This is a genomic window from Corynebacterium sp. HMSC071F07, assembly GCF_001810285.1.
GTDB classification, from domain to species: domain Bacteria; phylum Actinomycetota; class Actinomycetes; order Mycobacteriales; family Mycobacteriaceae; genus Corynebacterium; species Corynebacterium simulans.
This window is the reverse complement of the sequence record NZ_KV800675.1, coordinates 91,343-102,887: the sequence shown is the minus strand read 5'-3', so window position 1 is coordinate 102,887 and position 11,545 is coordinate 91,343. Positions and strand designations below refer to the sequence as shown.

The window sequence follows — 11,545 nt, the reverse complement described above, 5'->3', positions numbered from 1 at the left end:
GGGCGTTCCCGTGAGCGCGGCTATGCTTACTTCCTGTATCCGAAGGGCGCCACGCTGACCGAGACCTCCTATGACCGCCTGGCTACCATCGCCCAGAACAATGATCTGGGCGCCGGCATGGCCGTGGCGATGAAGGACTTGGAGATGCGCGGTGCCGGCAACGTCTTGGGCGCGCAGCAATCCGGCCACATCGCGGGTGTCGGCTTCGACCTTTATGTCCGCTTGGTCGGGGAGGCAGTGGAGACTTTCAAGGCCCTTGCCCGTGGCGAGGTTCCGAAGGCCACCGACGAGGGACCGAAGGAGATCCGCATCGACCTGCCAGTCGACGCCCACATCCCTGAGGATTACATCAACTCCGAGCGCCTGCGCCTGGAGGTTTACCGCAAGCTCGCGGCCTCGAAGGACAATAACGATCTGCAGTTAGCTGTAGAAGAAATGGAGGACCGCTACGGCCCACTGCCGGAGCCAGTGACCCGTTTGCTGGCCGTCGCTCGACTGCGTCACCAGGCGCGCCGGGCAGGCGTGGGCGATATCGCGGTGCAGGGAACGCGCATTAAGGTCCACCCGGTGGATTTGGCGGATTCGAAGCAGGTGCGCTTGAAGCGCCTTTACCCGGGCTCCAATTACCGCGCCGCGGCGAAGGCTATTCAGCTGGGGTTCCCCAAGGCGGGCCGCAACGTCACCTCCCCGAAGTTGCGGGATATCGAGCTGCTGCAGTGGATGGCGGATTTCTTTTCCGCCATGTTCGAACTGGACAAGATCGATGTCACCGGCGCAAAGGTCGGCGGGAAGAATGTGATCTCTGTAAGCCAGTAAGACCCTATTTCACCTGCAGAGCACTGTCCTAGCAGAAAAGTACTCCCTACGGGCCCAGCGTGAAGCCGAGCCGGTAGGGAGTCTTTATCTATGCAGTTATCCTTAAAGAGAGAGCTTGCCGCTTGCTAGTCCCCACAGAGCGGCGATTGCGCCGATGAAGACGATGGCCACGACACACCACTCGAAGGAGTTGAAGACTCGCTCCTTCTTGTACAGGCGCGTTCCCACGTAAGGGATAAGACCTGGAATAACAGCGAGCGCACCGAGCAAGACATAAACCAGGTCGGCGGCGTAGATAAGCCACAGCGAGTAAACGAATGCGATGGCGCCAATGACGATGTGACGGCGGTTTTCCCGCTTCGAGATTTCCGGGCCCGAAAGATCGAACTTCACACCTGTGTGCGGGTGCGAAAGGCCCGTGCCGCGGATACCCAGTAAAAGTAGGTAGAGCGAGGTGAAGATATAAGGCAGCAGGTACATGATGGTGGCCAGCTGCACCATGGCGTTATATGAAGTCTCATTGAAGAAGAAGACGATGATGAAGACCTGGATAACAGAGGTGGAGATAAGCTGCGCTACCCATGGGGCGCCGGCCACGTTGATGGTGCCGATCTTGCGAGGCAGCAGGCCGTCGGTAGCCATCATTACGATGGGCTCAGCACACAGCATCTGCCAAGACACGTAAGCGCCCAGCACCGAAAGGCAGAGGCCGATGGAGATAAAAGCCGCGCCCCATGGGCCGACGACAGCTTCTAATACGGAAGCCATGGAGTTATCCGGCAATACTGCCAGTTCAGCTTGGGAGAGCACGCCGAATGACAAGGTGGAGACCGAAACCAAAAGCGCCAGCACGGAGAAGAAACCGATGACGGTGGCACGGCCGACGTCCTTGCGGGAGCGGGCCTGCTTGGAGTAGACGGAGGCGCCCTCCACACCGATGAATACCCACACGGTGTAGAGCATGATGCCCTGAATCTGCTCAGAGACGGTTGAGCCGGAGTCCTTGCCCCAGAAATCAAAGGTGAACTTGTCCCAGCTAAAGCCGAGGAACACGATGAAGACTACGAAAGCCAAGATAGGGACGATCTTGGCAATCGAGGTCACCATGTTCATCACAGCGGCCTGCTTAATGCCGCGCGCCAAAACTGCAAAAATGGCCCATGACATTACCGACACTGCGATGGCGGAGGCCCAGCGATGATCGGCGTCGAAAAGCGGCACATAGTGGCCCACGGTGTTAAAGAAGAGCGTGGCATACCCCACCTGCGCGATTACGGAGCCAATCCAGTAACCCCATCCTGCGGTAAAGCCGATGAAATCACCCAGGCCCGCGCGGGCGTAGGAGTACACGCCGGAGTCGAGGTGCGGCTTGCGGTGCGCCAAGTACTGGAACACGAACGCGACAGAGAGCATGCCCACGCCGGCGATGAGCCAACCGATGAGCATTGCGCCGGGACCTGCAACCGAGGCGATGTTTTGAGGGAGCGAGAATATTCCACTGCCCACGGTGGAGCCGATAATCAAGGCGACGAGAGTCCACAGAGTCACCTTGTGAGTACTCGATGACTCGGCGTTCGCCGGGGAGGAAGTAGTGGAAGTCATGCGACTAAAATACCCCGCAAAAGCCACGGAGCGAAGTCAGCATTTAAAACCTGATTACTAAACTGCCCTATACTTTGTGGCCATGACTGTTCTGTTGCTCGATGAACGCTGGCCCACGCTGATTCCGATGGAGGCACATGGGGCGCTTTTGGGCCCTGTTAGCTTCACCGGTGAGGTTCCAGTGCGCGTGCGATGGAACTTTAGCGATCTCCTAAAAGGAGAGGACCCATTGGGCGTTGGCCTGCTGGTTTCCACTGATGCGCACGAGCCGGAAGTCGTTGCAAGGCTGGAAGCTGGCGAGCGTCTCATCGAAGCAGAGTCGCGCAAAGATCCGATGTTTCAGGCGCGTACTGCAATGACCCAAGCGGTGCGGATTGGCGAGTGGGAACGTGCCCAAACTCACGAAAGTCTGTTGCCTTATCTCGCCGAAGAATCCGCCGAATTTGCCGAATCGGTGCGCTCCCAGGCCGGCGATGAGCATATGCGCGGCGAGCTTGGCGACGTCCTGCTACAAGTTCTCTTCCACGCCGAGCTAGCCTCGCGGCGCGGAGCATTCACGCTTGACGACGTCGCGGATTCCTTCGTGGCGAAGCTGCGCTCCCGCGCGCCCTATCTCTTTGATGGAACGAATGAGCTTGTTGCGATTGAGCGGCAGGAGCAGCTGTGGGCAGAAGGAAAGGCCCGCGAAAAGTCGCAGGCCTTGGACTAGCCGGAAATTCTTCTGAAGTTCCTTAGAGCTTCGGTAGGTTCAGCATGGAAGAGAGCATCGGAGCGTAGTCCGAGATCTTGGAGGACAAGCCAGTACCGCCAGTGAGGATGTTGTCCTGCTTGACGATGCCGCAGGCTAGGGCGCGGTCTGCGGTTAGCCCGGAGTACTTCACGGCAGCGATGGTCAGCGGGGAGACCTGTGCGTTCGCGTTGCCGCCAAGGTTCTGCAGGTTGTGAGCGAGCTGGTTGCGGGTGGTGTTCTCGTTAAAGAGCACGCCTTCGGTGTTTTGATCGATGACAGTCAGCGTGGTGCGAACGGTGCCGCAGTCGGCGCCGCTAATGAGCTGCGTGGCGACATTGTTAAGGTCGCCCAAGAAGCTGAGGTCTTGAGCCTGTGCGGCAGCTGGGGCGGCGAGGGAAAGGCTAAGCGCTGCGACGGCGGTAGCGGCGTAACGGCGAAGGGACATAGAAAGGCTCCTTTTTAAGGTGTGCGGTGCAGGGACAGGCGTGAAACCTGACCTCGTTACTGTAGCGCAAAATGTTAAATATGGTGCAGTAGTGAAAGATCTGACATAACTTCTTGTTGCTTACTGTTAAATCTCTGAAAGGGAAGTGGGGGCCGCAGTGTCAGTTCGGGAAGTGGCTAGGGGAGTCATTATGATTGGCGCTTATGACTAAGCGGCTGCGGAAACTCGGGGGCTGCGGCCTGGCCGCAGTCCTCGCTGTCGTCGTTGTGGGTTCCCTTGTGGGCTGGGTGCTTTCTGCCCTAGGCAAGCCTGCAACCTTGAAACCGCTGCGGCCCGTTCCGCAGGCGATGCCGCCGATTGCTGGCATGGAAGTTCCTAACATTGACGTTCATTCGGAAGGGCGCACCGCGGACAAGCTTTCTTATTGGTCCTCCCAGTTGGAATCGCAGACAGGAATCTCCGGCCAGGCGCTACGTGCTTATGGCAACGCCGAGCTCATCGCCCGCGATGCGTGGCCTGAATGCAACCTGCGATGGAATACTCTGGCCGGTCTGGGTTGGGTAGAAACCCGCCATGGCACCTACAACGGCAATTGGCTGCGCCCCTCCAAGCTGGATGAAAATGGGTACCCAGATCCGCCGATTATCGGCATTGCTCTCGACGGCTCGAACGGTACCGCTCATACCCCGGACACGGATGATGGCCAAATCGATGGCGACGCTGAGTTTGATCGCGCCGTCGGGCCGTTGCAGTTCATTCCTTCCTCGTGGTCCCACGTGGGCCGCGATGCCAACGGTGATGGAGTAGCAGATCCCAATCAGATCGATGATGCCGCCCTCGGCGCGGCGGCCTTGCTTTGCTTCGGCGGGCGCAACATGGACAAGTCTGAAGACTGGGAGGCTGGCATCCTCAATTACAACCAGTCCAGGGACTATCTGGAACGCGTTGCCGCTGCTGCCAACTCATATTCGATTCCGCAGCCTGCTTCTTCTTAGAAAAGCCAACTTTTTAGGCAAGTATGTGACATAGTGCTCGACACCGTCCGAAGTTTTCTGGAACAATTGTCTTCAGGTGATTTGGGGCAAGGAACCCGAATCTCATATCAAATCAATTTGGCTCAATAGGAGTGAAAGCAGCATGGCTGACATCATCCACGTATTTGCTCGAGAGATTCTTGATTCTCGCGGTAACCCGACCGTCGAGGCCGAGGTTTTCCTTGATGACGGAGCACGCGGCGTAGCCGGCGTCCCTTCCGGTGCTTCCACCGGTGTGCACGAGGCTCATGAGCTTCGCGATGGTGGTGACCGCTACCTGGGCAAGGGCGTTCTCAAGGCCGTTGAAAACATCAATGAGGAAATAGTCGATGAGATCGCCGGCTTCGAGGCAGACGATCAGCGCCTGCTCGACCAGGCGCTTATCGCGCTCGATGGAACCGAAAACAAGTCCCGCCTTGGTGCAAACGCAATCCTCGGTGTTTCCATCGCTACCGCGAAGGCAGCTGCAGAGTCCGCCGGCCTGCCGCTCTACCGCTACATCGGCGGCCCGAACGCACACGTCCTGCCGGTTCCGATGATGAACATCGTCAACGGCGGCGCACACGCTGACTCCGGTGTTGACGTACAGGAGTTCATGATTGCACCTATCGGCGCCGAGTCCTTCGCTGAGGCACTGCGCATGGGTGCTGAGGTTTACCACTCCCTGAAGTCCGTTATTAAGTCCAAGGGCCTATCCACCGGCCTGGGCGACGAGGGTGGCTTCGCTCCGGAGGCTGAGTCCACCAAGGCTGCACTCGATCTCATCGTCGAGGCAATCAAGAAGGCTGGCTTCGAGCCAGGCAAGGATATCGCCCTGGCTCTTGACGTTGCTTCCTCTGAGTTCTTCAAGGATGGCAAGTACCACTTCGAAGGCGGCGAGCACACCGCCGAGGAGATGGCCAAGGTCTACGAGGAGCTCATCTCCGAGTACCCAATCGTCTCCATCGAGGATCCGCTGCAGGAAGATGACTGGGAGGGCTACACCAAGCTCACCGAGACCATCGGTGACAAGGTTCAGATTGTTGGCGACGACTTCTTCGTCACCAACCCGGCACGCCTGGCCGAGGGCATCGAGAAGAAGGCTGCTAACGCACTGCTCGTTAAGGTCAACCAGATCGGCACCTTGACCGAGACCTTCGACGCAGTCGAGCTCGCGCACCGCAACGGCTACCGCACCATGATGTCCCACCGCTCCGGCGAGACCGAGGACACCACCATCGCTGACCTCGCAGTTGCTCTGAACTGTGGCCAGATCAAGACCGGCGCCCCGGCTCGTTCCGAGCGCGTTGCTAAGTACAACCAGCTGCTGCGCATCGAGCAGGAGTTGGGCTCCGGTGCAGTCTACGCAGGCCGCTCCGCGTTCCCGCGTTTCCAGGGCTAAACCCCTCGCGCTGGTTTTAGTTAGGTCGCCTCTTCAAGGTCCCTCGCTACCTACCCTTGGTTTTCAAACGTAGGTGGCGGGGGCTTTGAGAAGGCGGCCTTTTAATTTGTGAGAATTTACTTCATTCACACGCGCGTCACCCGTTTCAATAAGCTCGCGCCGCTAGGATAGAAACCCTATGGCACGCGAGAACCACACTTCGAAGAAATCCCGGACCACCGTCCCCGTGGTCTCGCGCGCTGCTACCCAGCGAGAGGCTGCAGCCAAAGCCAAGAAAACACAGAAGGCACGCGGCGAACGCATGGGCCGTATGGACATTGTTGGTCTCAGCGTCATCCTCGTGGTGGTCCTCATCGTGTTGCTGACCATCGCCGTGCCGCTGCGTAATTACTACCACGTACGCTCTGAAACTGCGCGCCTGCAACATTCCATCGCTGCTAAGCAGGCCCAAAAAGAAGAGCTTCTCAACGAGATCGATAAATACAAGTCGGAGGATTACCTCGAGCAGGAAGCGCGCCGCCGCTTCGGCGTCATCGCGGAGGGCGAGACCGCTTATCGCATCATGGATCGCCGAATGAATCCGGACAGCACGGTCACCACGAACAAGCTTGACGACGTCGATGAGCGTCCGTGGTACGAAATCCTGTGGGGCTCCATCGCAGAAGATGAAGACGTCAGCGCCACGGGCTCGACCAACGCAAACCCGGGCAGCCTGCCGGTAACCCCGGCGTCGCCAAGCGCGGGCCCTGAAAACCCGCCAGCTGCCCAGTAACGCGTACCGTAATTAGCCCGGCTAAAAGCCTTTATGAAGGCGCGGTGAATCCTATGCACCGCAAATGCGCTGCGGCATGAGACAATAGCTGCCATGACCGTCAATGATGCAGACCTAGAAATCGTTAAAGAGCAACTCGGCCGCGCGCCCCGCGGAGTGCTCGACATCGCTTACCGCACTCCAGATGGCCAGCCGGCTGTGGTGAAGACGGCGCCGAAGCTACCGGATGGAACTCCATTTCCTACGTTGTACTATCTGACCGACCCACGTCTTACCGCTGAGGCTTCCCGCCTTGAGGTTGCGCACGTGATGAAGTGGATGGAGGCCCGCCTAGCTGAAGATAAAGAGCTGGCAGAAGATTACGAGCGTGCCCATGAGTACTTCTTGGAAAAGCGCAACGCTATTGAAGACCTAGGTACCACTTTCTCAGGTGGGGGTATGCCAGATCGCGTGAAGTGCCTGCACGTGCTGATTGCTTATGCGCTGGCTGAAGGACCACAGCATTTCCGTCTAGGCACCGAAGCGGTGGCGATGGCTGCGGACCATGGTCGCTTGCGCGGTACCGCAATTCCGGAGGACTGGCCGAGCGTCAACGACCTGGGCATTGATCTGAGCCAGTTCGATTTCTCTAACGCTGAATAGTATTTCCAGGTAAGGCTGAGACCAAGAAGGCAGGTATTACATGACTCGCGTCGCTGCGGTGGATTGCGGCACCAACTCGATTCGTCTGCTCATTAGTGAAGTACAAGCTGACGGCAAGATTCGCGATATCGTCCGCACCATGGAAATCGTGCGTCTGGGGCAGGGCGTAGATGCCACGGGCGAGTTTGCACCAGAGGCCCTTGAGCGCACCCGCGTGGCGCTGGAGGGCTACGTAAAGCAGATGAAGTTTGAGAAGGTTCAGCGCGTACGCATGGTGGCAACGTCTGCTACCCGCGATGCGAAGAACCAGGACGAGTTCTTCGAAATGACGGCGCAGCTGCTGGGCCAGATCGAATCCGGTGCCAAGGCTGAGGTCATCACCGGTGAAGAAGAAGCTCTGCTGTCCTTCAAGGGGGCAGTGGCAGACCTGCGTTCTGAGCGCGGGCCATACTGCGTTATCGACTTAGGCGGCGGCTCGACGGAATTCGTCGTCGGAACTATCGACGGTGACATTCTCGGCGCGCATTCCGCGCAGATGGGCTGCGTGCGCCTGACAGAGCGCATCATGCGCACAGATCCTCCAACGGATTCTGAGATCGAAATCGCGGAAGATTACGTGGAAGAGCGCATGCAGGAAGTTGAAAAGATTGTGCCGATTTCCTCGGCCAAGACTTTCGTTGGCTGCGCGGGTACCTTCACCACGCTGTCTGCTTTGGCACAAGGCCTGGAAAGCTATGACCCCGATGCAATCCATGGCTCGGAGCTGCGTTTTGATGCGCTGCGAGTGCTCACGCGCCAGCTGATGGGGAAGCCTTCGGCTACCCGTGCGCTCAACCCAGTCATCCACCCAGGCCGCGCTGACGTAATCGGCGGTGGCTCGGTGGCTGTCGAGGGCATCATCAAGATGATTGAGCGCAACAGCGACGCCTCTTCATTCTTTATCAGCGAGAAGGATATCCTCGACGGAATCGTCGCCGGCATCGCCGCTGACCTCTAGCGATTCGCACTGAAGCCACCCTATTGCGCAGCAGTGCTGACGGGGTGGCTTAAAATAGAACCGCACCAAGCCCCCATAGCCCAATCGGCAGAGGCAGTTGACTTAAAATCAATTCAGTCTGGGTTCGAGTCCCAGTGGGGGCACCGTGTGAGGTCTCGAGGCATCATTCCTTTTGGATGGTGTCTTGAGGCTTTTGTTTATGCCTTGGTCGTGGGCTTGCGGCAGCTGCAGGCACACGCTCAAGGGCCGCTGACGGCACATACCCAGACGGTAAAACTAGATGACAAACTCCATTCCTCAGCTGGCAGCGACGTTTACAGCTGTCACGACTCATAACAAGCGGATTTGCCATCTAGAAACCCAGAAAGAACGCGAAAGGCTGGGCCTTGAAAGGCCGAGCCTAAAGCTAGGGTTCACTCAAACCCGTGACGGTATGGCCATCTGCGGACTCGCCATCCGCATTGTTGGAGACAGTGGTGTCGCCGCCGGTTGCCTCATTGATGCTGGAGCCAATCACTGCGATGAACATGATTACCGCGATGATGCCGAGTGTTGCGGCCTTTTGGAGTCTCGGCAGGCGTCGCCGCGCTTTGCGCTGGCCACGCCATCTGAGGGCTGTTCTGGAATCCAGTGTCTTCTGGACCAGTGGTTGGAGTAGTCATTGCAAGACTCCTTTGGAGAGCGGTGAGAAAGAAAGCCAAGGTCTCAAGTCCTTGAGTGAACCCGAATGAGACCGCGAGAAGCGGTCACGATTAGTAGCCAAGAACGATTGAAAACTTTGGCGGCACTGAAAGAGGAGTAGTGGCCAAAAACATATAGCGCATCATCTTCTTTTGAGAAGATTTCGCATATCGCCTGGTTCGAAATTTCGATGGTCAGTCGCGGCATTGCTGGACTCGTTTATAGGTTTTTGCTGTCTGATTGTCGTCGTCGGGACAAGTGTGCCGCTATGGAAACGAAATTGCGGTGGGTGAACTAGTTTTCTCGGAAAATGTCATGTAACCGCTATTAGAGTTAGACGAGGCGGTTACGTGACCTCTTATGGGGATAGCTCCGCCGATTCACAAATTATTGGTCCTTTCAAAAGCAAGGAAGAAAATGGAGACCGCTCCTATTACTGAGTGGACTTTCTTTGAAGAAGTCCCAATCCCAAACGATGTTACGGAATTGCTGATTGCGGGTGAACAGCCGCATGCTGCGTATAAGACTTTCCGTGACTCTGCGATCTTTACCTCAAAGCGCCTTATTATCCGCGATGCGCAGGGGTTGACCGGCAAGAAGGTAGAAATCTACTCAATTCCTTACTCCGCTATCAACATGTGGTCCACTGAAAATGCGGGAAGAATTGATTTCAATGCGGAAGTCGAGCTGTGGACGCGAGCGGGGTATCTCAAGATTAAGTTGGGCAAAAAGATTGATGTCCGCCGTATCGATAATCTAATTGCGCATTGCGTTCTAAATAGCTCGTATTAAGCGGAGGAGCCTAAATTCCACCGCATCTGGAGAGATAGCCGCTGGGTGCTTCGAAGGTAGCTGATTTTTCAATAGTTCAGCGAAAGGCTTTGCTTCGGGAACTTAATTCGAATCAAAAGCGTTTCACTTAGTGAAATCTTCAAATAATCCTCCAGCCCCTCAGTTAGTTGATGCTGTTAGGCTGGGCCCGTTGACCCCAGCGACTAATCCAGTGAAAGGAATCGGGAATTTAATGCGTTCTAGCAATCCGGTAATGAACACTCTGACCAAGAGTCAGGGTTCGACTTCGCAGTACGGTGGAAACAATCCGTATGCTGCCAACCAAAACGTAAACCCGTTTGATCAGCAGGGCAGTGGCCAGTCTGCCGAGCGTCCGATGACTGTTGACGACGTCGTTACGAAGACGGGCATCACGCTTGCTGTGCTGATCGTCATGGCCGTCGTCAACTTCTTCATCGGTGTTCAGGTGAGCTACGGTCTTTCGCTGATTCTGACCATCGTGGGCGGCATCGGTAGCTTTGTCGTTACCCTAATCGCAGCTTTCAGTAAGAAGTTTGGCTCTGCGCCTCTGACCATCTCCTATGCGCTTCTCGACGGACTGTTCGTCGGCGGTTTCTCGCTGCTTTTCGCTGGTGTCAATGTTGCTGGCTCCGATGGCATGGCTCTGATCGGTCAGGCAATCATGGGTACCGTTGGCGTCTTCATCGGCATGCTCGTCGTTTACAAGACCGGCGCGGTTAAGGTCACTCCGAAGTTCAACAAGATTATGTTTGGTCTGATTGCAGGTGTGGCTGTTCTGGCACTGGGCAACTTCCTGACCGCAATTTTCTTCGACTTCAACCCGCTGCGCGATGGTGGCATTATCTCCATCATCTTCTCCCTGGTCTGCATTGTCTTGGCTGCAATGTCTTTCTTGACGGACTTCGACCATGCTGATCGTCTGATCCGCATGGGTGCACCGAGCAAGACCGCTTGGGGCGTAGCCCTTGGCCTGACCGTGACCCTGGTCTGGCTCTACACCGAGATTCTGCGCCTGCTGTCCTACTTCCAGAACCGCTAACGACGTTCTGGATTAAACAGCTTTACTTAGCCCTCAGCCTCCAGGGTGAGTCCTTGGCGGCTGGGGGTTCTTTTCTGCGCAACTGGAGGCTTAAGTTTGATAACTCACACTTTTGTAATTCGGGTGTAGAAATGGGGGAATCGATAAATGGTTGAGAGTTTATGGTTCTTCCAACTCTTTTACAGCCTTTTCATATGATTTGAGCAGGAAATATTTTCCCATTTTGAGGTTTAGGCAAGGCATCTTTATACCGTAGAAGACGCCCCGAATTTGACCCAATTCATATCTTGGCGCGACAGGATGCGCAGATTCGTGCATCCTATTTTCGGGAGGCAGCCAGCGGCTAGCAGCCACAACAGCGGCCTCCGGCTCGTCATTGAAGTCTGATGAAGGGTAGTCATGAAGCAGCAGGGGATGGTTGTAGCGCTGATTGTCAGCATGGGGGTGCTGACGGGCTGCGCTATAGACCTTGCTCCATGGAGCGCGAAGGAAAACCAACCAGATACCGTAAAAGAGGCTGGGGACACCTACGGCACAAGTATGGACAAGGCGGCAGAAAACGCCGACAATCCGGGGGATGCTGTGGAGGCTAC

General features: G+C 56.6%; 13 protein-coding genes and 1 tRNA gene. 11 read left to right on the top strand and 3 right to left on the bottom strand.

Features of this window, described 5'->3' with window-relative positions; genetic code table 11:
* Positions 1-816: TRCF domain-containing protein (locus HMPREF2724_RS00675; RefSeq protein WP_371440773.1), on the top strand; the 816-nt coding region annotated here is incomplete at its 5' end.
* Positions 817-918: 102 nt separating this feature from the next.
* Here the strand turns inward: HMPREF2724_RS00675 and HMPREF2724_RS00670 are convergent.
* The gene (locus HMPREF2724_RS00670; RefSeq protein ID WP_070586711.1) at positions 919-2,418 is read right to left on the bottom strand and encodes an amino acid permease; all 1,500 of its coding nucleotides are present in this window, start codon (positions 2,416-2,418) and stop codon (positions 919-921) included.
* A gap of 82 nt (positions 2,419-2,500) precedes the next feature.
* Between HMPREF2724_RS00670 and HMPREF2724_RS00665 the strand changes: the two genes are divergently transcribed.
* The gene (locus HMPREF2724_RS00665) at positions 2,501-3,127 is read left to right on the top strand and encodes a MazG nucleotide pyrophosphohydrolase domain-containing protein (protein WP_061921542.1); all 627 of its coding nucleotides are present in this window, start codon (positions 2,501-2,503) and stop codon (positions 3,125-3,127) included.
* A 22-nt stretch (positions 3,128-3,149) separates the two neighbouring features.
* Here HMPREF2724_RS00665 and HMPREF2724_RS00660 read toward each other — a convergent pair whose 3' ends face one another.
* Positions 3,150-3,593 carry a hypothetical protein gene (locus HMPREF2724_RS00660; RefSeq protein WP_061921545.1) on the bottom strand — a complete coding sequence of 148 codons (444 nt, stop codon included), beginning with the start codon at positions 3,591-3,593 and terminating at the stop codon, positions 3,150-3,152.
* 203 nt (positions 3,594-3,796) lie between these two features.
* Between HMPREF2724_RS00660 and HMPREF2724_RS00655 the strand changes: the two genes are divergently transcribed.
* The 6 genes from HMPREF2724_RS00655 (at position 3,797) to HMPREF2724_RS00630 (ending at position 8,562) form a co-directional block, all read left to right on the top strand.
* Complete coding sequence (locus HMPREF2724_RS00655) at positions 3,797-4,588, top strand: lysozyme family protein (RefSeq protein ID WP_070586710.1); 792 nt, start codon at positions 3,797-3,799, stop codon at positions 4,586-4,588.
* 142 nt (positions 4,589-4,730) lie between these two features.
* Entirely contained in the window at positions 4,731-6,008 is a 1,278-nt protein-coding gene (eno, locus tag HMPREF2724_RS00650; protein WP_061921551.1) for a phosphopyruvate hydratase, read from the top strand.
* Positions 6,009-6,186: 178 nt separating this feature from the next.
* On the top strand, positions 6,187-6,780 hold the full coding sequence (locus tag HMPREF2724_RS00645) for a septum formation initiator family protein (protein ID WP_070496865.1): 594 nt from the start codon (positions 6,187-6,189) through the stop codon (positions 6,778-6,780).
* A 93-nt stretch (positions 6,781-6,873) separates the two neighbouring features.
* Positions 6,874-7,422 carry a DUF501 domain-containing protein gene (locus HMPREF2724_RS00640; protein ID WP_062035532.1) on the top strand — a complete coding sequence of 183 codons (549 nt, stop codon included), beginning with the start codon at positions 6,874-6,876 and terminating at the stop codon, positions 7,420-7,422.
* Between the two features lie 40 nt (positions 7,423-7,462).
* Entirely contained in the window at positions 7,463-8,419 is a 957-nt protein-coding gene (locus tag HMPREF2724_RS00635) for a Ppx/GppA phosphatase family protein (RefSeq protein ID WP_062035531.1), read from the top strand.
* A 69-nt stretch (positions 8,420-8,488) separates the two neighbouring features.
* Positions 8,489-8,562 (top strand) — tRNA-Leu (locus HMPREF2724_RS00630).
* Positions 8,563-8,825: 263 nt separating this feature from the next.
* Here HMPREF2724_RS00630 and HMPREF2724_RS13385 read toward each other — a convergent pair.
* Entirely contained in the window at positions 8,826-8,948 is a 123-nt protein-coding gene (locus HMPREF2724_RS13385) for a hypothetical protein (RefSeq protein WP_256366452.1), read from the bottom strand.
* Between the two features lie 569 nt (positions 8,949-9,517).
* Here HMPREF2724_RS13385 and HMPREF2724_RS00625 point away from each other — a divergent pair.
* The 3 genes from HMPREF2724_RS00625 to HMPREF2724_RS12750 all read left to right on the top strand — a co-directional run.
* Complete coding sequence (locus HMPREF2724_RS00625) at positions 9,518-9,892, top strand: PH domain-containing protein (RefSeq protein ID WP_062035530.1); 375 nt, start codon at positions 9,518-9,520, stop codon at positions 9,890-9,892.
* Between the two features lie 232 nt (positions 9,893-10,124).
* The gene (locus tag HMPREF2724_RS00620; RefSeq protein WP_062035529.1) at positions 10,125-10,952 is read left to right on the top strand and encodes a Bax inhibitor-1/YccA family protein; all 828 of its coding nucleotides are present in this window, start codon (positions 10,125-10,127) and stop codon (positions 10,950-10,952) included.
* A gap of 399 nt (positions 10,953-11,351) precedes the next feature.
* Positions 11,352-11,545: hypothetical protein (locus HMPREF2724_RS12750; protein ID WP_168164859.1), on the top strand; the 194-nt coding region annotated here is incomplete at its 3' end.